Source organism: Naumannella cuiyingiana, assembly GCF_013408305.1.
In the GTDB taxonomy this organism is placed as follows: Bacteria; Actinomycetota; Actinomycetes; order Propionibacteriales; family Propionibacteriaceae; genus Naumannella; species Naumannella cuiyingiana.
On the sequence record NZ_JACBZS010000001.1, the window covers coordinates 229,685 to 252,372 of the forward strand.

At 72.6% G+C, this 22,688-nt stretch carries 19 protein-coding genes; 7 read left to right on the forward strand and 12 right to left on the reverse strand.

Annotation, left to right across the window (positions count from 1 at the left end; translation table 11 throughout):
* Positions 1-41 precede the first annotated feature (41 nt).
* On the forward strand, positions 42-5,615 hold the full coding sequence (locus GGQ54_RS00975) for an ATP-binding protein (protein ID WP_343045812.1): 5,574 nt from the start codon (positions 42-44) through the stop codon (positions 5,613-5,615).
* 193 nt (positions 5,616-5,808) lie between these two features.
* Positions 5,809-6,306, forward strand: a complete 498-nt coding sequence (locus GGQ54_RS00980; RefSeq protein ID WP_179443689.1) for an FBP domain-containing protein — start codon at positions 5,809-5,811, stop codon at positions 6,304-6,306.
* A gap of 16 nt (positions 6,307-6,322) precedes the next feature.
* Here the strand turns inward: GGQ54_RS00980 and gatB are convergent, their stop codons facing one another.
* From gatB to GGQ54_RS01000, 4 genes are all read right to left on the reverse strand, one after another.
* Positions 6,323-7,816 (reverse strand): Asp-tRNA(Asn)/Glu-tRNA(Gln) amidotransferase subunit GatB, encoded by a 1,494-nt coding sequence (gene gatB, locus GGQ54_RS00985; RefSeq protein ID WP_179446349.1) that lies wholly within the window; start codon positions 7,814-7,816, stop codon positions 6,323-6,325.
* A gap of 26 nt (positions 7,817-7,842) precedes the next feature.
* Positions 7,843-9,333, reverse strand: a complete 1,491-nt coding sequence (gene gatA, locus GGQ54_RS00990) for an Asp-tRNA(Asn)/Glu-tRNA(Gln) amidotransferase subunit GatA (protein WP_179443690.1) — start codon at positions 9,331-9,333, stop codon at positions 7,843-7,845.
* Positions 9,330-9,647, reverse strand: coding sequence for an Asp-tRNA(Asn)/Glu-tRNA(Gln) amidotransferase subunit GatC (gatC, locus tag GGQ54_RS00995; RefSeq protein ID WP_179443691.1), 318 nt, complete (start codon positions 9,645-9,647; stop codon positions 9,330-9,332). Before gatC ends, gatA begins: the two co-directional genes overlap by 4 nt.
* Positions 9,648-9,869: 222 nt before the next feature.
* A complete protein-coding gene (locus tag GGQ54_RS01000; RefSeq protein ID WP_218843584.1) occupies positions 9,870-11,522 on the reverse strand; it encodes a M28 family peptidase in 1,653 nt (550 codons plus the stop codon).
* Between the two features lie 206 nt (positions 11,523-11,728).
* Here GGQ54_RS01000 and GGQ54_RS01005 point away from each other — a divergent pair, with 206 nt between their 5' ends.
* Both GGQ54_RS01005 and GGQ54_RS01010 read left to right on the forward strand, forming a co-directional pair.
* Complete coding sequence (locus GGQ54_RS01005) at positions 11,729-12,343, forward strand: ACT domain-containing protein (protein WP_179446351.1); 615 nt, start codon at positions 11,729-11,731, stop codon at positions 12,341-12,343.
* Positions 12,344-12,360: 17 nt separating this feature from the next.
* Positions 12,361-12,864, forward strand: coding sequence for a hypothetical protein (locus GGQ54_RS01010; protein WP_179443692.1), 504 nt, complete (start codon positions 12,361-12,363; stop codon positions 12,862-12,864).
* A gap of 32 nt (positions 12,865-12,896) precedes the next feature.
* On the opposite strand, the gene GGQ54_RS01015 is transcribed toward GGQ54_RS01010, so the two are convergent.
* A complete protein-coding gene (locus tag GGQ54_RS01015) occupies positions 12,897-13,130 on the reverse strand; it encodes a hypothetical protein (RefSeq protein WP_179443515.1) in 234 nt (77 codons plus the stop codon).
* Between the two features lie 154 nt (positions 13,131-13,284).
* Between GGQ54_RS01015 and GGQ54_RS01020 the strand changes: the two genes are divergently transcribed.
* Positions 13,285-14,409 (forward strand): NDMA-dependent alcohol dehydrogenase, encoded by a 1,125-nt coding sequence (locus GGQ54_RS01020; RefSeq protein ID WP_179443693.1) that lies wholly within the window; start codon positions 13,285-13,287, stop codon positions 14,407-14,409.
* A 40-nt stretch (positions 14,410-14,449) separates the two neighbouring features.
* Here the strand turns inward: GGQ54_RS01020 and mftD are convergent, their stop codons facing one another.
* The 6 genes from mftD to mftA are packed head-to-tail and all read right to left on the reverse strand — an operon-like array spanning position 14,450 to position 19,485.
* Positions 14,450-15,625, reverse strand: a complete 1,176-nt coding sequence (mftD, locus tag GGQ54_RS01025) for a pre-mycofactocin synthase MftD (protein ID WP_179443694.1) — start codon at positions 15,623-15,625, stop codon at positions 14,450-14,452.
* The gene (gene mftF, locus GGQ54_RS01030) at positions 15,622-17,022 is read right to left on the reverse strand and encodes a mycofactocin biosynthesis glycosyltransferase MftF (protein WP_218843585.1); all 1,401 of its coding nucleotides are present in this window, start codon (positions 17,020-17,022) and stop codon (positions 15,622-15,624) included. Before mftF ends, mftD begins: the two co-directional genes overlap by 4 nt.
* Positions 17,019-17,828: a mycofactocin-coupled SDR family oxidoreductase gene (locus GGQ54_RS01035; RefSeq protein WP_179443695.1), complete on the reverse strand. Its 810-nt coding sequence runs from the start codon at positions 17,826-17,828 to the stop codon at positions 17,019-17,021. Before GGQ54_RS01035 ends, mftF begins: the two co-directional genes overlap by 4 nt.
* Positions 17,828-18,994 carry a mycofactocin radical SAM maturase gene (gene mftC, locus GGQ54_RS01040; RefSeq protein ID WP_179443696.1) on the reverse strand — a complete coding sequence of 389 codons (1,167 nt, stop codon included), beginning with the start codon at positions 18,992-18,994 and terminating at the stop codon, positions 17,828-17,830. The genes GGQ54_RS01035 and mftC overlap by 1 nt, the downstream gene beginning before the upstream one ends.
* Positions 18,991-19,323 (reverse strand): mycofactocin biosynthesis chaperone MftB, encoded by a 333-nt coding sequence (gene mftB, locus GGQ54_RS01045; protein WP_179443697.1) that lies wholly within the window; start codon positions 19,321-19,323, stop codon positions 18,991-18,993. Before mftB ends, mftC begins: the two co-directional genes overlap by 4 nt.
* A 12-nt stretch (positions 19,324-19,335) precedes the next feature.
* A complete protein-coding gene (gene mftA / locus GGQ54_RS01050; RefSeq protein ID WP_179443698.1) occupies positions 19,336-19,485 on the reverse strand; it encodes a mycofactocin precursor MftA in 150 nt (49 codons plus the stop codon).
* 102 nt (positions 19,486-19,587) lie between these two features.
* On the opposite strand from mftA, the gene mftR reads away from it, so the two are divergent.
* Both mftR and GGQ54_RS01060 read left to right on the forward strand, forming a co-directional pair.
* The gene (mftR, locus tag GGQ54_RS01055) at positions 19,588-20,223 is read left to right on the forward strand and encodes a mycofactocin system transcriptional regulator (RefSeq protein ID WP_179443699.1); all 636 of its coding nucleotides are present in this window, start codon (positions 19,588-19,590) and stop codon (positions 20,221-20,223) included.
* Positions 20,216-20,560 carry an MGMT family protein gene (locus GGQ54_RS01060; RefSeq protein WP_179443700.1) on the forward strand — a complete coding sequence of 115 codons (345 nt, stop codon included), beginning with the start codon at positions 20,216-20,218 and terminating at the stop codon, positions 20,558-20,560. The genes mftR and GGQ54_RS01060 overlap by 8 nt, the downstream gene beginning before the upstream one ends.
* A gap of 9 nt (positions 20,561-20,569) precedes the next feature.
* Here the strand turns inward: GGQ54_RS01060 and ligA are convergent, their stop codons facing one another.
* Positions 20,570-22,678, reverse strand: coding sequence for an NAD-dependent DNA ligase LigA (gene ligA / locus GGQ54_RS01065; protein WP_179443701.1), 2,109 nt, complete (start codon positions 22,676-22,678; stop codon positions 20,570-20,572).
* Between the last annotated feature and the right edge of the window lie 10 nt (positions 22,679-22,688).

A 22,688-nucleotide genomic window follows, 5' to 3' on the forward strand; every position in this document is an offset into this window, starting at 1 on the left:
GTCGTCTGGGCGTTCCGCCTCCGAGGTGGCAGGGTCGGGGCGTGCCCGAGCTGTCCCGAACCGCCCCGTCGTCCCGGATCGCCCCGTTGTCCCGGATTGCCCCGTTGTCCCGGATCGCCATCGTGAACCGGGGTGAGGCCGCGATGCGACTCATCCATGCCGTCCGCGATCTCAACGGACGCTCGCCCGGCGGCGAGCCGCTGACCGCCGTCGCTCTGCACACCGATGTCGACGCCGGCGCGGCCTTCGTCCGGGAGGCCGACGAGGCGTACCTGCTCGGCGCCGCCGCCGACCGCCCCTACCTCGACCTTGCGGTGCTGGAGCGCGCCCTGGTCGACACCCGGGCCGACGCCGTCTGGGTCGGCTGGGGCTTCGTCGCCGAGGACCCGGCCTTCGCCGACCTGTGCGCGCGGCTCGGCGTGACCTTCATCGGACCCAGCGCCGAGGCGATGCGCCGGCTGGGCGACAAGATCGGCTCCAAGCTGCTCGCCGAGGAGGTCGGCGTACCCGTCGCCCCGTGGAGTGGTGGCGGCGTCGACACCCTCGACGACGCGTTGGCCGCCGCGCAGCGGATCGGCTACCCGTTGATGCTGAAGGCGACCGCCGGCGGCGGCGGGCGCGGGATCCGCAAGGTGGAGAGCGCCGACGAGCTCGCCGACGCCTACCAGCGCACCCGCGACGAGGCCGAGCGCGCGTTCGGCAGCGGCGTGGTCTTCCTGGAGAAGGCCGTCTCCGGAGCCCGGCACGTCGAGGTGCAGCTCATCGCCGACGGGCAGGGAGAGGCCTGGGCCGTCGGCGTCCGCGACTGCTCGATCCAGCGCCGCAACCAGAAGATCATCGAGGAGTCCGCGTCGCCGCTGCTGAATGCGGAGCAGACCGCAGAGCTGCGGGCCGCCGCAGAACGGCTCGCGCTGGCGGTCGGGTACGCCGGGGCGGGCACCGTCGAGTTCCTCTACCACCCCGCCGACCGCACGTTCGCGTTCCTCGAGGTGAACACGCGGCTGCAGGTCGAGCATCCGATCACCGAGGTGGTGACCGGGCTGGACCTGGTCGCGCTGCAGATCCAGATCGCCTCGGGGCGCAGCCTGACCGAGGTCGCGGGCGCCCGGCCCGAGGAGCGCGGGCACGCGGTCGAGGCCCGGCTGAACGCCGAGGATCCCGATCGCGATTTCGCGCCGTCGCCGGGACGGATCGCGCGACTGGAGTTCCCGGCGGGGCCGGGGATCCGGGTGGACACCGGGGTGGCCGAGGGCGACACCATCCCCGCCGACTTCGACTCGATGATCGCCAAGATCATCGCGCACGGGCCCGATCGGGAGACCGCGCTCGCCCGGCTGCGCCGCGCCATGTCGGAGACGACCGTGGTGATCGACGGTGGCGCTACCAACTCCAGCTTCGTGCAGGAGCTCCTGGCAGCGCCCGAGGTGACCCGGGGGGAGCCCGACTGGGCCGACACCGGCTGGATCGACCGGGTACGCGCGCAGGGGCGGCTGGTGGCCCGTCAGCACGCCGGCGTGGCGCTGGTGGCCGCGGCGATCGACGCCTATTCCGAGGCCGAGCGGACCGAGATCGCGCGCTTCCTGCAGACCGCCCAGGGTGGGCGGCCGCAGTTGCAGCACGAGCCGGGCCGGACGGTCGAACTGTCGCTGCGCGGTACGCCCTACCGGGTCAGCGTCTGGCAGACCTCGCCGCAGCGCTACCGGGTCACGGTCGCCGACGGCGATGTCGCGCACACCGTGACCGCGGAGCTGGACCGCCTGGACGAGGTGCACGGGCGGCTCACCGTGGGCGGTCGTCGGTACCGGCTGGTGACCGCGACCCACGGCCCCGTGCACCTGGTCCAGGTCGACGGGGTCACCCATCGGATCAGCCGCGAGGAGGGGGGCGTGCTGCGCTCCCCGGCCCCGGCGCTGGTCGTCGCTACCCCGCACGGTGTCGGCGAGGAGGTGGCGGCCGGTGCGCCGGTGCTGGTGCTGGAATCGATGAAGATGGAGACGGTACTGCCGGCGCCCTATGCCGGGCGGATCACCGAACTGTTGGTACGCACCGGCAGCCAGGTGGAGACCGGCGCCGCGCTGGCGCGGCTGGAGCCGGTCGGCGAGGAGGCCGACGAGGCGTCCGCGGTGACGGAGCGGCCCGATCTCGACCTGCCCGAGCCGGCGGACGGCGTACCGTCGGCCGGCGAACGCGCGCGGGCCGCGCTCGGCCGCCTGCGCGGGCTGTTGATGGGCTACGACGTGGACGCGGATCACCGCGGCGATGTGCTGGCCGACTACCTCGCCGACCGCGACGCGCTGGCGGCGGCCGGAATCGATGTCTTCGGCGCCGAGATGGCGCTGCTCGACCTGTTCACCGACTATGCCGAGCTGAGCCGGAACCGCCCGGCCGGCGAGGAGCTGCACACCGAGTTGCGGGTGCACAGCTCGCGCGAGCTGTTCCACAGCTACCTGCGCAGCGTTGACGCCGAGCGCAGCGGACTGCCGGATCACTTCACCGAGAAGCTGCTGCGCGTCCTCGGGCACTACGGCGTTGCCGATCTCGAGCGGACACCGCAGCTCGAGGAGGCGCTGTTCCGGATCTCGCTGGCCCAGCAGCACGTCTCCGATGTCGACATCGCGCTCGGGCTGCTGCAGCACTGGCTGAGCGAGCCGGCGCCGCCGGCCGACCGCGCGATCCGGGCTCGGGCGATGCTGGAGCGGATGGTCCGGGCAACGCAGTTGCGGTTCCCCGTGGTCGGCGACATCGCCCGGTCGATCCGGTTCCGTTGGTTCGACCAGCCCGCGGTGGATGCGGAGCGGGACAAGGTGCTGGCCGGTGTCGGCGCGGAGGTGGCGCAGCTCACGGACTTCGACGCGCCGGACCGTGCCGCCCGGATCGCCGCCCTGACGGCGATCCCCGAGCAGTTGGTCTCCTTCCTGCGCGATCGGATGGCCGACGGGCTGCCCGAGCGCGAGCCGCTGCTGGAGGTGCTGATCGGGCGTCACTATCTGGAGCTCGATCTGCATGATCGATCGGTCGCGACGGCGCTCGGGCGACCGGTGGTACGCGCCGAGTACGACGCGGGGGCCAAGGGCCCGACCCGGGTGATCTCGACGATCGGCGACGTCGCCGAGCTCGCCGACGGCTCGCTGGGTGAGTTGGTCGCCGGCGAGTTCGCCGATGATCATGACAATGTCGTGGAGATCTATCTGCGCTGGCCGCAGCCTCCGGCGCGCCCGGACGACGTCTCCGCAGAGCTCGCCTCGACGCTGGCGGACCAGCCCTGGGTGAGCCGCTGCCGCCGGGTCTCGGTGGCGGTCTGCCCGCGCGCGCCGCGACCGGTCGACTACTTCACCTTCCGGCCGGGTGGCGAGGGGCTGGTCGAGGACACCCTGGTCCGCGGGATGCACCCGATGGTCGGCCGCCGGCTGAACCTGTGGCGGCTGTCCGAGTTCGACGTGACCCGGCTCGATGCGCCGGACGATGTGCTGCTCTACGAATGCGTGGCGAAGTCGAATCCGGCCGATCGCCGGCTGGTCGCGGCGGCCCAGGTGCGCCAGCTCGCCGTCGTCCGCGATGACGAGGGACGGGTGGTCGGGCTGCCGCATGCCGAGCGGGCCGTGGAGAACTGCCTGGAGGCGATCCGGCGGGTACGCACGTCGCGCGGCCGGGCCGGCGCCCGGCTGGACCAGAACCACGTCTGGGTCACGGTCTGGCCGGTCGTCGAGGCCGACATCTCGCAGTTGACGGCGCTGCAGGACAAGATCATCCCGCTCTCGGAGGGGGCGGGTCTGGAGGAGGTGCTGGCCCAGGGCCGGATCGCCAGCGAGGGCGGGCCGGCGCAGCCGATCGCGATCCGCTTCCACGCCCAACCGGGTGCCGGCACGGTCGCCGATGTGATCGCCCCGCCCACCGAACCGCTGGCCCCGGTGGACGACTACGCCAGCCGGGCGCTGCGGGCCAAGCGCCGCGGGCTGGTCTATCCCTACGAGCTGGCATCGGTGCTCGCCGGCGGCGGCAGCCTGGTCGAGCACGATCTCGATCGGTCCGGGCGGCTGGTCCCCGTGGACCGTCCGCCGGGCCGGAACACCGCGGGGATCATCGTCGCCGTGGTGACCACCCCGACGTCGTTGCATCCCGACGGGATCACCCGGGTGGTGCTCTGCGGCGACCCGACCCGGGCGCTGGGGGCGCTGTCGGAGGCCGAGTGCCGCCGGGTGATCGCGGCGATCGACCTGGCCGACGAGCTCGGCGTACCGCTGGAATGGTTCGCCCTGTCCGCCGGCGCCCGGGTGTCGATGGACAGCGGCACCGAGAACATGGACTGGGTGGCGGCGGCGCTGAAGCGCATCGTCGAGTTCACCCAGGCGGGCGGTGAGATCAACGTCGTGGTGGCCGGCATCAATGTCGGCGCGCAGCCGTACTGGAATGCCGAGGCGACGATGCTGATGCACACCAAGGGCATCCTGATCATGACTCCGGACAGCGCGATGGTGCTGACGGGCAAGCAGTCGCTGGACTTCTCCGGCGGCGTGTCGGCCGAGGACAACTTCGGGATCGGCGGTTACGACCGGGTGATGGGACCGAACGGGCAGGCGCAGTACTGGGCGCCCGACCTGGCCGGCGCGATGGAGGTCCTGATGGAGCACTACGCGCACACCTATGTGGCGCCGGGCGAGCCGGGCCCCCGGCGCGCGCCGACGACCGATCCGAGCGATCGCGATGTCAGTGATCATGCGCACGGCGGCGACTTCGCGACCGTCGGCGACATCTTCTCCCCGATCCACAATCCCGACCGCAAACGACCCTTCGACATCCGTACCGTGATGCGTGCGCTGGCCGATGCCGATCATGGTCTGCTGGAGCGCTGGTCGCAGATGGCCGATGCGGACACCGCGGTGGTCGCCGATACCCGGATCGGTGGCTATCCGGTGTGTCTGATCGGCATCGAGTCCACACCCGTTGCCAGGCAGGGATTCCCGCCGACCGACGGGCCGGACACCTATACCGCGGGTACGCTCTTCCCGCAGTCGTCGAAGAAGGTGGCGCGCGCGATCAATGCCGCGTCCGGCAACCGGCCGCTGGTGGTGCTGGCGAATCTGTCGGGCTTCGACGGCTCGCCGGAGTCGATGCGCAAGCTGCAACTGGAGTACGGCGCGGAGATCGGCCGGGCGATCGTCAACTTCGACGGCCCGATCGTGTTCTGCGTCATCTCGCGCTATCACGGCGGCGCGTTCGTGGTCTTCTCCAAGCGGCTGAACCCGGGCATGACGGTGCTCGCGATCGAGGGCTCCTATGCCTCGGTGCTGGGCGGGGCGCCGGCGGCGGCGGTGGTCTTCGCCTCCGAGGTGGACAAGCGCGCGGCAGCCGATCCCAGGGCCACCGAGCTGGAGGCGCGGATCGAGGCAGCCGATGCGGCCGAACGCGGCGAGCTGGTGGTCGAGCAGGCGGAGCTGCGCGAGCAACTGCGGGCGGAGAAGATCGCCGAGATCGCCGCGGAGTTCGACGGCGTGCACTCGATCCACCGGGCCGTCGAGGTCGGGTCGGTCGACGAGGTCATCTCCCCCGCCGAGCTGCGGCCGAAGATCATCGCCACCATCGAGCGCTGGGCCGCCGGGCAGTCCCCCCGCCCCTGACCTCCCCAGCCGCATGCCCAACTTGCGGTTGCCTGCTGGGCCCCGCAGGCAACCGCAAGTTCGGCATGCATCCGTCCCGCGAACCCGACCGGCACCCGCGAACCCGACCGAAGCCGCACGGGCGGAAGGAAAACCGCGGGCAGTGGGGACGAGCCGGGAGTAGCCTCGACCGCCGGAAAGGAGCCCGATCCGCATGGAGCCCATCACCGCCGAGCAAGTCCGCGCCAGCTTCGTCAACACGACCCGGTCGCAGCTCAAGAAGCTCACCGTTCCGGCCGACCTGGCCACGGAGCGGTGGGACGATCTCGACTTCCTGGGCTGGCGCGACCCGAAGGCGCCCCAACAGGGCTACCTGGTCGCGCCCCGCGACGGTGGCCTGACCGGGGTGGCGCTGCGCACCCAGGAGCCGTCGCGGCGGGACCCGAAGGCGGCCATGTGCTCGCTGTGCCTGACGGTGCACCCGATGGCCGATGTCGCGCTCTTCGCCGCGCGTCGCTCCGGGCCCGGCGGTCGCCGGGGTGACACGGTCGGCACCTACATCTGCGCCAACCTGCGCTGCCCGCTCTACGTGCGCGGCGTACTCACCTCCGAGGCAGCCCGCCCGATGGGCGAGACGCTGTCGGTCGAGGCCAAGATCATCCGGCTCCGGGCCAATGTCGACCGCTTCGTGGATCGCGTACTCGAGGACTGATCCAGCCGGACTCGACTCAGCCCAGCCGTTCGATGATCAACTCGCGGACCCGGCCGGCGTCGGCCTGGCCCTTCATCTCCTTCATCACGGCACCGATCAGCGCGCCGGCGGCCGCGACCTTGCCGCCGCGGATCTTCTCCGCGACATCGGGATTCGCCTCGATCGCGCGGTCGACGGCATCGCCGAGCGCGGAGTCGTCGGAGACCACGGCGAGCCCGCGGGCCTCGACCACCTGCTCCGGGTCCCCCTCGCCGGCCAGCACCCCGTCGATCACCTGCCGGGCCAGCTTGTCGTTGATCGTCTTCGCCTCGACCAGCGCCTGCACCTGCGCCACCTGCTGCGGCGTGATCGCGAGTTCCTCCAGCTCGACGCCGGCCTCGTTCGCGCGCCGCGCCAGCTCCGACAGCCACCACTTGCGCGCCGGCTGGGGCGCCGATCCCGCCGCGACGGTCTGTTCGATCACGTCGACCGCGCCGGCGGCGACCACATCGCGCAGTTCCAGCTCGGAGAAGCCCCACTCGCCGGCCAGCCGCTTCAGCCGTTCGGCCGGCGGCTCCGGCAGGGTCGCGCGCAGCGACTCGACCCAGTCCCGGTCGGGCGCGATCGGCACCAGGTCCGGCTCGGGAAAGTACCGGTAGTCCTCCGCGGTCTCCTTCGACCGGCCCGGCGTGGTGATGCCGGAACCCTCCTGCCAGTGCCGCGTCTCCTGGGTGATCATGCCGCCGCCCGCCAGCACCTGCGCCTGGCGGGAGATCTCGTAGGCGACGGCCCGCTCCACCGAGCGCAGGGAGTTGACGTTCTTGGTCTCGGTCCGGGTGCCGAACTCGATTTGCCCGATCGGCCGCAGCGACACGTTCGCATCGCAGCGCACATTGCCCTGCTCCATCCGCGCATGGCTCACCTTCAGCGCGCGCATCAGGTCGCGTACCAACTGCACGTACGCCCGCGCGACCTGCGGTGCCCTGGCCCCCGTGCCCTCGATCGGTTTGGTCACGATCTCGATCAGGGGTACGCCGGCGCGGTTGTAGTCCAGCAGCGAGTGGCTCGCCCCGTGAATGCGGCCCGTGGCCCCGCCGACGTGCAGCGACTTGCCGGTGTCCTCCTCCATGTGGGCGCGCTCGATGCCGATCCTGATCACCTCGCCGTCCACCTCGACGTCGACATGGCCGTCGTGCGCGATCGGCTCGTCGTACTGGCTGATCTGGTAGTTCTTCGGCATGTCGGGATAGAAGTAGTTCTTCCGCGACATCCGCGACCACTCGGCGATCTCGCAGTTCAGCGCCAGGCCGATCCGGATCGCCGACTCGACGGCGGCGCCGTTGATCACCGGCATCCCGCCAGGCAGCGCGAGGCAGACCGGACAGGTCTGGGTGTTCGGGTCCGCGCCGAACTCGGTGGAGCAGCCGCAGAACATCTTGGACGCGGTGCTCAGCTCGACGTGCACCTCCAGCCCCAGCACCGGATCGAAGCGCTCGAGCGCGTCCGCATAGTCCATGATCGAACCGTCCATGATCGAACCGTCCATGATCGAATCGCTCACTTCGCGCCCTCCCCCAGCTTCGCCAGACCCCACTCGCCCGCAAGCTCGCGCTCCAGCGCGGCGCCGACGCGATAGAGCCGGTCGTCGGCCATCGCCGGCGCCATCACCTGGAAGCCGACGGGCAGCCCGTCGTCGGCGCTGACGCCGACCGGGAAGGACGCCGCCGCGATCCCGGCGAGATTGGCCGGAATGGTGCACAGGTCGTTGATGTACATCGCCAGCGGGTCGTCGATCCGCTCACCGATCCGGAACGCCGTGGTCGGCGCGGTCGGGCTGATCAGCACATCGGCCGCGCCGAAGGCTGCGTCGAAATCGTTCTTGATCAAGGTCCGGACCTTCTGCGCGGAGCCGTAGTAGGCGTCGTAGTAGCCCGCCGACAGCGCATAGGTGCCGAGGATGATCCGCCGCTTCACCTCGTCGCCGAAGCCCGCCTCGCGGGTCAGGCTCATCACCTCCTCGGCCGATCGGGTGCCGTCGTCGCCGACGCGCAGGCCGTACCGCATCGCATCGAACCGGGCCAGGTTCGACGACGCCTCCGCGGGCAGGATCAGGTAGTAGGCGGCCAGCGCGTACTCGAAGTTCGGGCAGGAGACCTCGACCACCTCGGCGCCGAGCTTCTCCAACAGGGCAACGGTTTTCGCGAACATCGCCTCCACGCCCGGCGCGTACCCCTCCCCGCCGAGCTCGCGCACCACGCCGACCTTCATCCCGGCGACATCGCCGTTGCGGGCCGCGCCGACGACGTCCGGGACGGGCGCGTCGATCGAGGTGGCATCGCGTGGATCGTGGCCGCCGATCACGGTGTGCAGCAGCGCCGCATCGAGCACGGTCCGGGTGCACGGGCCCGGGGTGTCCAGGCTGGAGGCCAGCGCGATCAGGCCGTAGCGCGAGGTGCCGCCGTAGGTCGGCTTGACGCCGACGGTTCCCGTCACGGCGCCGGGCTGACGGATCGAGCCGCCGGTGTCGGTGCCGATCGCCAGCGGGGCCTGGTACGCGGCGAGGGCCGCGGCGGAGCCACCGCCCGATCCGCCCGGGATCCGCTCCACGTCCCACGGATTGCGCGTCGGCCCGTAGCCGGAGTTCTCGGTCGAGCTGCCCATCGCGAACTCGTCCATGTTGGTCTTGCCGAGGATCACCAGCCCGGCATCGACCAGCCGCCTGGTCACCGTCGCGCTGTAGGGCGGGATCCAGCCCTGGAGGATCTTCGAGCCCGCGGTGGTGGGTACGCCCTCCTGGGCGAGCACGTCCTTCAGGGCCAGCGGTACGCCGTCCAGCGGCCCGCGGGCCTCCCCCGCCGCGCGGCGTTCGTCCGCCGCCGCGGCAGCGGCCCGGGCGCCGTCGGCGTCGACATGCAGGAAGGCATGGATCTCGCCGTCGGTCTCGGCGATCCGGTCCAGGTGCGCGTCGGTGACCTCGGCGGCGCTGACCTCGCCGTCGGCGATCAGTCCGGCCAGGTCGGCGGCCGAGCGGCGCAGCAACTCGTTCACTGCTCCTCCCCGAGGATCCGCGGCACCCGGAAGCGGTCGTCCTCGACGGCCGGGGCGCCGGCCAGCGCGGCCTCGGCGTCCAGCGACGGCGCCACCTCGTCGGCGCGGAACACATTGCGCAGCGGCAGTGGGTGCGACGTCGGCGCGATGTCGGCGACGGCCACCTCCTGGACCCGGGCCACCGAGTCCAGGATCACCTCGAGCTGCGGCGCGAGGCGGTCCAGTTCGTCGGGGCTCAGCTCGATCCGGGCCAGCCTGCCCAGCCGCGCGACGTCGTCCGCGCTGAGGCGGGTCTCGGGGCTCGTCTGCGCCACGTGGGGTCCTCTCGATCGGGGTTGGTGCGCGAGCGGCGTACCGCCCGCGGGTCGGAGCCAAGATAGTGCTCCGCCGAACGGTGCGCCGAATCGCCCGCGCCCCCGGATCGCCCGGGACACGGATCGCCCGCACACGGATCGCCCGGGACACGGATCGGACGCAGACCGCCGCCCACCCCGGTACGGAGTGGGCGGCGATCCGCTCGGTACTGCGGTGCTGCCTCAGCGGCGACGCCGGGTCAGGGCGTACCCGGCACCGGCGAGGGCGACGCCGGCCAGCGCGCCCGGCACCAGCAGGCTCGCGGCACCGGTGTCGGCCAGCGGCGGGCGCGGCTTCACCGGCTCGGCGTCGTCGTCATCGGGTGCCCCGGTCGCGCTCGGCTCCGTGGTGGCGGTCGGGCTCGGCTCCGCCGTTCCGGTCGGGGTCGGCTCGATCGGGTACTTGCCGTTCACCGACGACGCGTCGTAGGCCAGCGTGAAGATCGCGTGGGCGATCGACGGGGTGAAGATCGCGATCGCCTCGGCGCTGACGTTGTCGAGGTCATCGGCGGCGGAGTGGTAGTTCGGGTCGTACAGCACGCCGGCCTGGCCACCGAACTTCGCGACCTCCTCGGCCGTCTTCTCCCCGTCGGCGCCGGAGAACAGGCCCGAGGACGGGATGTCGGCGTCGATGAACGGCTGGTAGTCCGAGCGGCCCGAGAACTCGGTGTCCACCCACGCCTGGTCGACGGCGGCGAAGCGATCGGTGAAGATCTTCTCCAGCGCGGCCGAACCCGCCGGGATCGGAACGCCCTCCGGTGCCGGGTAGGTCGACTCGTCTGCGTCGTAGACGCCGACGATGTAGTTCGGGGAACCCACCATGTCGAAGTTCAGGTAGCCGGCGATGTTCTTCAGCTCGGCCGGGTTGTTGGCCTGCAGGTCGCTGACGTAGTTGGTCGCGCCCAGCAGCCCGAGCTCCTCGGCACCCCACCACGCGAACCGCACCTTGTTGTTCACGCTGTCGGGGTACTTCGCCAGGGTGACCGCGGTCTCCAGCAGCGCCGCCGAACCGGAACCGTTGTCGTTGATGCCCGGTCCCTCGACGACGCCGTCCAGGTGCGCACCTGCCATCACGACATTGTCGGTCCGCCCGCCCGGGGTCTCGGCGATGATGTTCCAGGTCTCGCGGACCTCGCTGGTCGCGTCCAGGTTGAAGGTCAGCGACACCGGGCCGGCCGCCATCGCCCCGACCAGCGCCTCGCCGTCGGCCTGGCTGATGCCGGTCGCGGGGACGAAGCCGTCGTTGGTCTCGCCGAACGTGCCGTTCAGGGCACCCTCGGCATTGTTGTAGATGACGACCGCCTCGGCACCGGCCGCCGCTGCGGCCAGGTCCTTCTCGCCGAAGGTGCAGGTGCCGCGTTTGACGAGCGCGATCTTGCCGGTCGCGTCCACATTCCCCCAGGCGGCGGCATCGCAGCCCTCGGCCGTCGGCGGCGCCACCAGTTCCGCGGTCAGCTCGCCGTCCGTGCTCGGGGCGAAGACCATCGGGTTGTTCTCGTACTCGGTCCCCTCCGAGCCGACCAGCGAGCTCGAGTTCACCTCGTAGTAGGGGAACTGGAACGTCTGCCGCACCGGCTCGTAGCCGGCCTCGGCGAGCACCGACTCGACGTAGGCCGACGACTGCTCGTAGCCGGGCAGCCCGGAGGCGCGGTTGCCGCCGTTGGCATCGGCGATCTTCTGGAGCTCGGCCAGATGCCCCATCACGTTGTCCGGGTTGACGGCCGCGACCATCTCGTCGATGTTCGGCGGCTCGGCGGCCCAGGCGGGCACCGCGCCGCCCACCGCCAGCACGGTCGCGGCGAGCACCGCACCGGCGTACGTCTTGCGCATTCTCATCTCACTCCTGGCTCGGTCGATCGGGGGGAAAATCGCAGGGGAAGCCGATGCCTCACCTAAGCGTTTCCTCACGATTCCATGTGAAAATCTGTGGCAACCGTCACCAGATCGTGACCTGACGGGGTCTGGTGACGCGAGTCACTCTATGCGGGATCCCTTCCGCTGGCAGCACGTCGGTGCGGTCGGGAATGATGGCGGTTGTGTTCCTGATGCGCGTCGCCCTCCCCGACCGCCCCGGCTCCCTGGGCGCGGTCGCGTCCATCGTCGGCACCGTCGGGGGCGACATCCATGCGGTCGAGGTGGTGGGTCGCCAGGACGGGTACGCCATCGACGACTTCATGCTGGCGCTGCCGCCCGGCACCATGCCCGATGAGCTGGTCAGCGCCTGCACCGCACTGGAGGACGTGCGCGTGCTGTGGTTCTCCCGCTACCCCGAGGGCGAGGGGCTGGAGGCCGACATCGAGACGCTGGAGCGGATGACTGCCGCACCCGACACGGCTCCTGAGATCCTGGCCGGCGCGGCCCCCTCGGTCTTCCACTGCGAGTGGGCACTGCTCGCCGACCGCTCCGAGTCGGTGGTCCGCTATGCGACCGAGATGGCGCCCGATCTGACCGCGGAGACGCTGCAGTTGCTCGGCCCGTTCGACGACATCGGTACGCGGGAGCTGCTGGAGGGCTGGTTGCCCGACTGGGGCGAGGCCGTCGTCGCCGTGGCGCCCGTGCGGGACAACCTCGCGCTGATCGTCGGTCGGCAGGGCGGCCCCAGCTTCCTGCCCTCGGAGCTGGCCCGCATCCGGCATCTGGCCGCGATGGCCGGCTGAGCCCCACCCCACACCCCATGGCGAACGAGCTCTGGCAGGTGCTCGGGGCGTTCGGCTACGGCCTGCTGTCCGGCGCCGTGCCGGTGTTTGCCGCCGAGCCCTTCGTGATCGCTGCCCGGGTCCTCGGCTCACCGCTGCTCGCCGCCGTCTGCGTCGCGCTGGCGCTGGGCAACGCGGCCGCCAAGACCGGCCTGTTGATCGGCCTGCGGCACGGCTATCGCCTCCCTTGGCTGCGCCGCCGGAGCAGCGCGCTCGCCACCCGGGTCACCTCCGGGGCGGGCGTGGTCGCGCGGGTCGCCCGCTGGGGGGCGCGGCTGTCGGAGCTGGCTGCGCGCCCGCGCTGGGGCGGCCCGGTCGTGGCGCTCTCGGCGGCCTGCGGCATTCCCCCGCTGTACCCGCTGACCGCCGTCGTGGCCGGCACCCGTCTGCCGGCGGCCCTGTTCGCGGTCGCCGCAGCCGCGGGCCTGACGGTCAGGTTCGGGATCGTCGGGCTCGGCATCAGCCTTCTCTGGCGCGGCTGACCGCCGCCGGGTGAGCAGCGCCCGGCGGTGACTCAGGGCGCGATCAGCGGATCCAGACCGAAGCCGATCCGGCCGGTCATCAACGAGTAGTTCAGCCAGCCCGTCAGGAACAGCACCAGCAGGGCCGCGGCGAAGACGAACGGCACCAGGCGCCGCTGTCGCCGCTTCGCCTTCGTCCCCGGGACCTCGGTCGGACCCCACTCGCCGAGCTTCGGGCGTACCCGGGCGGGAGTCGGACCGTTCAGGTTCAGGTCGGAGAAGGACACCCTCGCAAATGTACTCGCCGCAGGGTCGCGATTGTCACCCGCGCCCCTTGACGCGCTCGGGCGATCCTGGTGGACACTGATCTCGCACCGAAGAACTTCGGCCGACCGGCCGCGCCTGCGCGGCGGTACGCAATGACGCGTTGAGGAGCAACGAATGAAGACCACCGGATCCATCCTGCGCAGCCAGCCCGGGACCTTCGAGACCGCCGAACTGGAACTCGACGAGCCGCGCCAGAATGAGCTGTTGATCAGGCTGGTCGCCTCCGGCCTGTGCCACTCCGATGATCATGCCGCGACCGGCGACATGCCCACCCGGCATCTGCCGATGTGCGGCGGGCACGAGGGCTCGGGGGTCGTCGAGCAGGTCGGGCCCAACACCAGGGGGTTCGAGGTCGGCGACCACGTCGTGATGACCTTCCTGCCGGCCTGCGGGCGCTGCCTGTGGTGCGCGCGCGGGATGCAGCAACTGTGCGACCAGGGCGCGTACTCGCTGACCGGCGCGCGGATCGATGACCAGTCGAGCTACCGGATGAGCCTGGACGGCGAGCCCGTCGGCCAGCAGCTCGGCGTCTCGACCTTCAGCCAGTACACGACGGTGAACGTGATGTCGGCGTACAAGGTGCCCAAGGAGGTGCCGCTGAAGCCGCTGTGCCTGCTCGGCTGCGCGGCCGGCACGGGCTGGGGCGCCGCGGTGAACGCCGCCGAGGTGACGCCGGGCGATGTGGTGATCGTGATGGGCGTCGGCGGCGTCGGGATGAGCGCGGTGCAGGGCGCGGCGGCGGCCGGCGCCGCGAGCGTGATCGTCGTCGACCCGGTGCCCTACAAGCGCGAGGCCGCCAAGCAGTTCGGCGCGACCGACACCTTCGAGACCCTCGACGAGGCCACCGAGGCCGCGCGCGCCGTCACCAACGGCCAGGGCGCCGACTCCACCATCGTCACCATCGGCGTGGTGACCGGCGACCACATCTCGGGTGCGCTGGAGTCCATCCGCAAGGGCGGCACGGTCGCGATGACCGGCATGGGCAAGTCCGAAGAGCCGATGCAGATCACCACCAACGCGCTGATGTACCCGATGATGCAAAAGCGCCTGCAGGGCGTGATCTTCGGCAACTGGAGCCCGTTCAACTCGGTGCCGACGCTGCTGCACGCCTACACCTCGGGGCTGCTCAAGCTGGACGAGATGATGACCAAGTCCTACACCATCGACCAGGTGGCCAAGGGCTACGAAGACATGCACGCCGGCGACACCGTGCGCGGCTGGATCGACTACGAGTCCTGAGCGGGCGGCGACCTGACGGCCACCGCCCGCGCGGTGGCCGTCAGCCGCCCAGCCGGACCTCGAAGCCCGGCGGGATCACCAGGTCCTCTGGGGCCAGCTCGTCGACCGAACCCCGGCCCAGGCCGAGCAGGGTCGAGTCCAGGCCCGAGCGCAGAATGTCCAACACGTTCTCCACGCCGGCCTGCCCGTTCGCCGCCAGCCCCCACAGGTAGGCCCGGCCGATCAGCACGGCGCGGGCGCCCAGGGCGAGCGCCTTGGCGACGTCGGAGCCGCGGCGTACCCCGCCGTCGAGCAGCACCTCCACCTGATCGCCGACCGCCTCGGCGACCGCGGCCAGCGCCCGGATCGTCGCCGGGCTGCCGTCGAGGTTGTTGCCGCCGTGGTTGGACACCGAGATCGCGGTCGCGCCGGCGTCCACCGCCCGCCGCGCGTCGTCGGTACGCAGCACGCCCTTGATCACGAACGGCCCGTCGCCCCACTGCTCGCGCAACCAGGCCACGTCCTCCCAGCTCGGCGGCGGGGTCCCGTACCACTCGCCGTAGGCGCCGAAGAACGTCGGCGCGGGCGTACCCGGCTCGGCGACCATGTTCGGCACGGACAGGTCGGGCAGCTCGCCGGCCCGCAGCCAGCTCGCGAGCCACGCCGGGTGGGTCAGCGCCTCCGGCGCGAAGCGCAGCGCCTCGCGCAGGGTGATCCGCTCGGGGATGTGCGGGCTGTTCCAGTCCCGCGCGTGCGAGAACGACCAGTCCAGGGTGGCGATGGCGCCGACCGCGCCGGCGCGCCTGGCCCGGGCCAGCCGCTCGGCGATCTGCTCGCGCGAGCCGGACCAGTACACCTGGAAGAACGTCGGCGCGCCGGCGGCCACGACCTCCTCCACCGGCTGCGAGGCGAAGGAGCTGAGTCCCATCGCGATCCCCCGCGCGGCCGCGGCCCGGGCCACGGCCAGCTCGCCGTCCGGGTGCACGGCCTGCACGCCGGTCGGCGAGATGATCACCGGCATCGACAGGTCCTGGCCGAGCACCCGGGTGGCCAGCTCGCGCTGCGCCGGCTGGCCGGCGGTGTGCGGGGACAGCCCGATGGCATCGAAGGCGGACAGGTTGGCGCGCAGCGTGCTGCCGCGCTCCGAGCCGGCGATCAGCGCCTTGTAGACCGATCGCGGCAACCTCCGGCGGGCGAGCCGCTGGGCCTGGGCCACCGTCTCGAACCATTGCGTCATCTGTGACTTCCTTCCTTGCTGGTGGTACGCCGGTCGGCCGGCGGTGTCGACGCGCCGCCGAGGCGGACGCGAGGCAACAGGGCGCGCGGGTCGCGCGCGCGCAAGGCGCCGGCCCAGACGCCCGCGCCGTAGGCGATCTCCTCGGCCAGGCCGAGCGCCCGGGGCGGGCGGGTCGCGGTCAGGGCGGCGCCGAGCAGCAGCGCCGCGGCGGGTCGGGTGCGGCGCGCGAGCAACCCGGCGAGCAGCGCGGCCGGTGCGAGCTGCACCCCGGCGCGCCCGAGCGCGCGCAGCGTCAGCCAGCTCCCGCGCAGCGCCTCGGGCGCTGCGCCGCGGGCCGGCAGGCCCGCCGCGGCGAACCGCCGGGCCAGCCGCAGCGTCACCGCCGCCTGGCCGAGCGCGGCCATTCCCGGGCGCCGGGCGAGCAGCGCGGCGGCGGCCAGGGCATGGCCCGGGTGCAGGTCCAGCGGCGTGTACGCCGCCGGGTGCCGGGCGGCGAGCGGGGCCGCGGAGGTGCCGTAGCGGTAGCGCCGGACCAGGATCGCGCGCGCGCCGACCGGCTCGGCGTGGGTCACCTCGGCGCCCGGCTCGTAGCGGACCCGCCAGCCGGCCTCGACGAGGCGCCAGACGAGGTCGACGTCCTCCCCCACCCGCAGCCGCTCGTCGAAGCCGCCGGCCCCGAGCACCGCGCCTCGGCGCACCAGCAGCGCCGCCGACGGCACCCAGGGCACGCGCGATCCGGGGCGCACCGGCGCCGGCCGGTCGCCCAGGTCGAGCGCGCTCACCGCGCCGGCCCGGTCCCCACGCACCCGCGGTGCCACGGCGGCCAGGGTCGGGTCGGCGAAGTGCGGAGCGAGCGCGTCGATCCAGGCGGCGCCCCGGCAGTCGCTGTCGAGCAGCGCGACCAGCTCGGTGTCGATCCGGGCCAGCCCGGCGTTGCGCGCGGCCGCCGGACCGCGATTGCGCGGCAGCCGCAGCAGTTCGGCGCCGCCGCGGCGTACCACCGCGCCGACGCCGGGATCGTCGGAGCCGTCGTCCACCACGAGCACCCGCCGCCCGGGCGGCAGCGCGGCCAGGCACGCCGCGAGCGGCTCGGGCCGATTCCAGGCGGGAATCAGCACGGTCACGTCCGGGACGACCGCGGCGGCCGGCGGCACCGGGTGCGCGAGGCCCGCATCGGTCAGGCGGCGGGCCAGGCCCGCGGTGCGTGAGTCGGTCGGCGCGCCGGCGGCAAGGGCGCGCCAGGCCCTGGCGCCGGCGGCGCTCAGCGTGAGCCCGCGCGCCGGCGTACCGCCCCGCAGCGTGCGCTCACCGATCGCGCGGGTGTCGCGGTCCACGCGCAGCCGCCAGCCGCTCGGCAGCGGGCTCGCGGGTTCGGGAGACCGGGGCGGGCCGGTCACAGTGCCAGGCCGCCGTCGACCGGGACGACCGCCCCGGTCACCGCCGAGGAATCCTCGCCGGCCAGGAAGGCGAGCGCGGCCGCGATCTCCTCGGGCCGCAGCAGCCGGCGCTGCGGCTGCTGGTCGGCGAACGCCTCGGCCGCCGCCAGACGGTAGATCCGCGCGCTCTCGGCCAGCATCGCCGTATCGGTCGAGCCGGGGCTGACGGCATTGGCCGTGACACCGCTGTCGCCCAGCTCGGCGGCCAGTGCCCGGATCAGCCCGGCGACCCCGGCCTTGGCGGCGCAGTACGCGGCGAGCAGCGGCAGTCCGCGGGTCGCCGCCGCCGAGGCGACCGCCAGGAACCGGCCCGAGCGCGGCTGCGGCGCGGCCAGCAGGGCCGGCAGCGCCGCGCGGGCCAGGTTCAGCACGCCGCCGAGATTGATCTCGATCAGCGCGCGCTCGGTGGCCGGGGCGAGTTCGGGTTGCGGTACGCCGCCCGCGATCGCGCCCGCCGCCCCGATCGCCGCGTGTAGGACGCCCCAGCGCTCCTGCGCCTCCGCAACGGCGGCGGCCAGCGCGTCGGGGTCACGCACGTCGGCGACCCGGTGGGCGATCCGCGGCTCGCCGGCACTGGCCCGCTCGGCCATCCGCCCGGCCTCGGCCGCGACCGCGGCCAGCTCGTCCTTGGTGCCGAGCGGGTACGGCAGGTTCGGGTCGTCGGCCGCGGCGTCGACCGCGAGCACCGCCCAGCCGTCGGCGGCGAGCCGGCGTACCGTCGCGGCGCCGATGCCCCGCGCCGCGCCGGTGACGACCGCGACGCGCATCAGGCCAGCGGTGAGGTGTCGCAGGCGCGATCGGGCCGGCGGCCGAGCGTCAGGAAGACCCGCTTGCCGCGGTGGGAGTGATCACCCGAGGGTCGCGGGGCGGCGTCGGGGTCGACCGCCGCCAGCCCGGGCGCGCCGTGGCCGCGCACGCACTCGGGGTCCGGGCCGTCGAGCGGCAGGCCGGTGAAGAACTTGGCCGCCATGCAACCACCGCGGCACGCGTCGTAGGCCGAGCAGGAGGTGCAGGCCCCGCCCGACTGCGGCGCCCGCAGCTCGGCGAAGAGCTCAGAATCCCGCCAGACCGCGCCGAAGCCGCCGTCGGTGAGCAGGTTGCCGGCCCGGAAACGATCATGGATCGCGAACGGGCAGGCGTACACATCGCCGACCGGGTCGATCAGGCACACCACCCGGCCTGCACCACACAGGTTCAGGCCGGGCAGTGTCTCGCCATAACCGGACAGATGGAAGAACGAGTCGCCCGTCAGCACGCTGTCCCCCCGGACCAGCAGCCAGTCGTAGAGCGCCCGTTGCTGCTCCTGGGAGGGATGCAGCTCGTGCCAGGTGTCGGCGCCCCGGCCGGCGGGTCGCAACCGGGTCAGGCGCAACGTTGCGCCGTAGCGGTCGGCCAGCTCGGCGAACTCGTCGAGCTGGGAGATGTTGTGCCGGGTCATCACGACGCTGATCTTGGCGTTGCGCATCCCGGCGGAGGCGAGGTTGTCGAGCGCGCGCACCGCCAGGTCGAACGACCCCGGCCCGCGCACGGCGTCGTTGACCTCGGCCGTAGCACCGTCGAGCGAGACCTGCACGTCGACGTAGTCGTTGGCCGCGATCTCGCGGGCCCGGCGCTCGTCCAGCCGCACCCCGTTGGTGGAGAACTTCACCCCGACCCGGTGATCGGTCGCGTAGTCCACCAGCTCGAAGAAGTCGGGTCGCACGGTCGGCTCACCGCCGCCGATGTTCACGTAGAACACCTGCATGCGTTCGAGCTCGTCGATCACCGCCTTGCACTGCTCGGTGCTCAGCTCGCCCGGATCGCGACGACCCGAGCTGGACAGGCAGTGCACGCAGGCGAGGTTGCAGGCGTAGGTGAGCTCCCAGGTGAGGCAGATCGGCGCGTCCAGCCCGTGGCTGAACGTCTCGACCAGAGGTTGTGCCTGCGCGGTCACGACTGTGCTCCGTTCGGTTCTCGCGGGGATTCCGCCTCGTCGGCGGGGATGATCATCTGGGTTGCGGCGAGCCCGGCCAGCGCCTTGCGGTAGGCCGCCGACCCCCCGACCCCGGCGGCCTGACACGCCTCCTCGGCGCTGGCCCGCTCGCCCAGGTCGCGGACCAGCTCGACGAGCGTCGGCGTCTTCAGGAAGGTCAGCCGGCGCGTACCGAAGTGGTAGAGCATCGCGCCGAACGGCTCCGGGCGGAGCGCGACCTGCGGGTGCAGCCGCCACGGGCGCGCCGCGTCGAAGACCGGCTCGGCCGTCGCCGTCGTCGGGGTGGTCATGATCGCGACCGATCAGTAGACGCCGCACATACCGTCGATGGAGACCTCCTCGATCAGCAGTTCCTCGGCGTCGTCGGCGGACTCGGTGTTCGCCGGGCCGGTGAGCGGCTCGGTGCGCTCGTCCTCGAGCACCGGTGCCTGCTGCTCGTCGATGATCGTCATGATCGTCTCCTCTCGTCGGTGAGTCGCTCCGCCGATTTTGGCACTCCGTGTCGCTATCCGCAAGGGTGCCGACGGCGCGGCCGACCGCTAGGGTCGACGGCCATGGCGCGCTCCCCCGCGGATTCTTCCCGCCCGGCCGTCGCGGCCGGTCCCGGGCGGCCGCGGTCGACGACGCGACGGGAGCTGGCGCTGGTCGCGATGAGGCTGTTCGAGCGGCAGGGCTATGCGACGGTCACCGTCGACGAGGTCGCCGCCGCGGCCGGCGTGTCTCGGCGTACCTTCTTCCGGTACTTCCCGAACAAGGCGTCCGTGGTGTGGCTGGACTTCGATTCCGAGGTCGCCCAGATCCGGCGGCTGCTGGCCGCCACCCCAGCCGGCACCGCCATGTTCCCGGCGATCCGCGAGGCGGTCCTCGGGGCGAACCGCTACCGCCCCGAGGACCTGCCCGAGCTGCGCCTGCGGATGCGGCTGATCGGCACCGCGCCCGAGCTGCAGGCGCTCGCGGTTCGCCACTACGGGGCCTGGGAGGCCGCGATCACCGAGTTCGCGGCGGACCGGCTCGGCGCCGACCCGGACGGCCTGGCCGCGCGGGCCCTGGGTGCCGCCACACTGGCGGTCTGTCGCGCGGCCTACGAGATCTGGGCCGAGCACGCCGACGCGCCGCTCAGCCGCTACCTGGCGCGGGCGCTGCGCGAACTGGAATCCGGATGGGCCGCCGACGGCAGCGACGATGGATGAGCTGCGGCTGGAGCGGGTGCTGGCCGCCGTCGAGCTGATCCCGCCGGGCCGGGTCGCGAGTTATGGCAACATCGGGGCGGTCACGGGCAACTCCGCGCGCCTGGTCGGGCGGATCCTGCGCGAGTACGGCTCGACCGTCCCCTGGTGGCGGGTGACCAATGCCGCCGGTGATCATCCGGTACGCCCCTCCGAGCGCTGGATGGAGCACTGGGCCGCCGAGGGCATCCGCCTCAAGCCGAACCGACAGGGCTGTCGGATCGGCGACCACCGGGCGGACCTGGCCGCCCTGGCCGAGGCGTACGCCGCCCACATGCGCGCCCTCGGCGAGGAACCGTGACCGGCGCGGTCAGGACTCCCCGACCCGCGCCACCCGGCCCGCGGCGTCGGGGCCCTCGTTGATCAAGATCTCGAAGCCGGCGGCGTCCAGGATCGGGCGCTTCAGCGCGACCGCCTTGTCGTACTTGGAACCCGGCGCGTCCCCGACCACCACGAAGTCGGTCTTCTTCGACACCGAGGAGGCGGCCTTCGCGCCCCGAGCCGTGACGGCGTCGGCCGCACCGTCGCGGGTGTAGCCGGGCAGCGATCCGGTGATCACGATGGACAACCCGGCCAGGTTCTGTTCGAGGTCGCTGACCGCGCCGGGTTCGTCGGCCATGATCACGCCGGCGGCGCGCCACTTGTCGACGATCGCCCGGTGCCAGTCGACGGCGAACCAGTCGATGATCGACTTCGCGATCGTCGGCCCGATCCCCTCCACGGCGGCCAGCTCCTCCTCGCTGGCAGCAGACAGCGCATCGATGTCGCGGAAGGCGGCAGCGACATCGGGCGCGACCCCCTTGCCGATGTGCCGGATGGACAGCGCGACCAGATACCGGGCGAACGGCCGATGCCGGGCATCGGCGAGATTGGCCAGCAGCTTGCGGCCGTTGGCCGACAGGGTGCCGGCCTTGGTGGTGAACAGCGGTACGCCCGTCAGCCGCTCCTCGGTCAGCGAGAACAGGTCGCCCTCGTCGGTGAGCAGCCCGGCACCGAGCAGGGCGTCGGCGGCCTGCCAGCCGAGCACCTCGATGTCGAGGGCATTGCGGCCGGCGAGCGCGAACAGCCGCTCGCGCAACTGGGACGGGCAGGAGCGGTGATTCGGGCAGCGCAGGTCGGCGGCGCCCTCCTTCTCGAAGGCCAGCTCGGTGCCGCACGACGGACAGTGCGTCGGCATCTCGAACTCGCGCTCGGAGCCGTCGCGCAGGTCGGTGACCGGACCGAGGATCTCCGGGATCACGTCGCCGGCCTTGCGCAGCACGACGGTGTCGCCGATCAGCACACCCTTGCGGCGCACCTCGCCCGCGTTGTGCAGCGTGGCATTCGCCACGGTCGAGCCGGCCACCAGCACCGGCTCCATCACCCCGTAGGGAGTGACCCGGCCGGTCCGCCCGACGTTGACCCGGATGTCGAGCAGCTTCGTGGTCACCTCCTCCGGCGGATACTTCCAGGCGATCGCCCAGCGCGGCGCGCGCGAGGTGTAGCCGAGCTGGTCCTGCAGCCGCCGCTCGTCGACCTTGATCACCACGCCGTCCATCTCGTGGGCGAAGTCGTGGCGGTGCTCCCCCGCCCAGGCGATGTAGTCGTGCACGCCCGCCAGGTCGCCCACCACCTTGCGGTGCGGCGAGACCGGCAGCCCGTAGCCGGCCAGCAGGTCGTAGGCCTCCGACAGCCGCGCCGGCTCGACGCCTTCGATCGCGCCGATGCCGTGTGCGATGAAGCCGAGATCGCGACCGGCGGTGACCTTGGGGTCCTTCTGCCGCAACGAGCCGGCGGCCGAGTTGCGCGGGTTGGCGAACGGCTCCTTGCCGGCGGCGACCAGCGACTCGTTCAGCGCCCGGAAGGCCTCCAGCGACAAGAACGCCTCGCCCCGCACCTCCAGCAGGGCGGGCACGTCGTCGCCGGCCAGCCGGGTCGGCACCGCGGCGATGGTGCGCACGTTCGCGGTGACGTCCTCGCCGGTCCGCCCGTCGCCGCGGGTGGCCGCCCGGGTCAGCCGGCCGTTCTCATAGACCAGGTCGAGCGCCAGCCCGTCGATCTTCAGCTCGCACAGGTACCCCGACTCCGCGATCGCCTGCTCGCCGACCGCGCGGACGACGCGCTCGGCCCAGCGGTCCAGCTCGGCGGGCTCGAAGGCGTTGTCCAGACTCGTCATCGGTTGCAGATGGGTCACCGGGGCGAACGTCGCGCTCGGCGGTGCGCCGACGGTCTGGGTCGGTGAGTCCGGGGTACGCAGGGAGGGCCAGCGCTCCTCGAGCTCGGCCAGCTCGCGGATGCCGGCGTCGTACTGCCCGTCGGAGATCGTCGGCGCGTCCAGCACGTGGTAGCGCCAGCGGTGCTCGTTCAGCTCCTCGGCCAGCTCCTTGTGCCGTTGGCTGGCCTGCGCCGGCGGCTGCTGCACGGTCGGGGTCTCGCTCACCCGCGACAAT

Coding starts and splice junctions, on each gene's coding strand:
- GGQ54_RS00980 (WP_179443689.1), top strand. CDS start 5,809: ATGGAGCCCATCACCGCCGAGCAAGTCCGCGCCAGCTTCGTCAACACG.
- gatB (WP_179446349.1), bottom strand. CDS start 7,816: ATGGACGGTTCGATCATGGACTATGCGGACGCGCTCGAGCGCTTCGAT.
- GGQ54_RS01000 (WP_218843584.1), bottom strand. CDS start 11,522: ATGAGAATGCGCAAGACGTACGCCGGTGCGGTGCTCGCCGCGACCGTG.
- GGQ54_RS01010 (WP_179443692.1), top strand. CDS start 12,361: ATGGCGAACGAGCTCTGGCAGGTGCTCGGGGCGTTCGGCTACGGCCTG.
- GGQ54_RS01020 (WP_179443693.1), top strand. CDS start 13,285: ATGAAGACCACCGGATCCATCCTGCGCAGCCAGCCCGGGACCTTCGAG.
- mftD (WP_179443694.1), bottom strand. CDS start 15,625: ATGACGCAATGGTTCGAGACGGTGGCCCAGGCCCAGCGGCTCGCCCGC.
- GGQ54_RS01035 (WP_179443695.1), bottom strand. CDS start 17,828: ATGCGCGTCGCGGTCGTCACCGGCGCGGCGCGGGGCATCGGCGCCGCG.
- mftB (WP_179443697.1), bottom strand. CDS start 19,323: ATGACCACCCCGACGACGGCGACGGCCGAGCCGGTCTTCGACGCGGCG.
- mftA (WP_179443698.1), bottom strand. CDS start 19,485: ATGACGATCATCGACGAGCAGCAGGCACCGGTGCTCGAGGACGAGCGC.
- mftR (WP_179443699.1), top strand. CDS start 19,588: ATGGCGCGCTCCCCCGCGGATTCTTCCCGCCCGGCCGTCGCGGCCGGT.
- GGQ54_RS01060 (WP_179443700.1), top strand. CDS start 20,216: ATGGATGAGCTGCGGCTGGAGCGGGTGCTGGCCGCCGTCGAGCTGATC.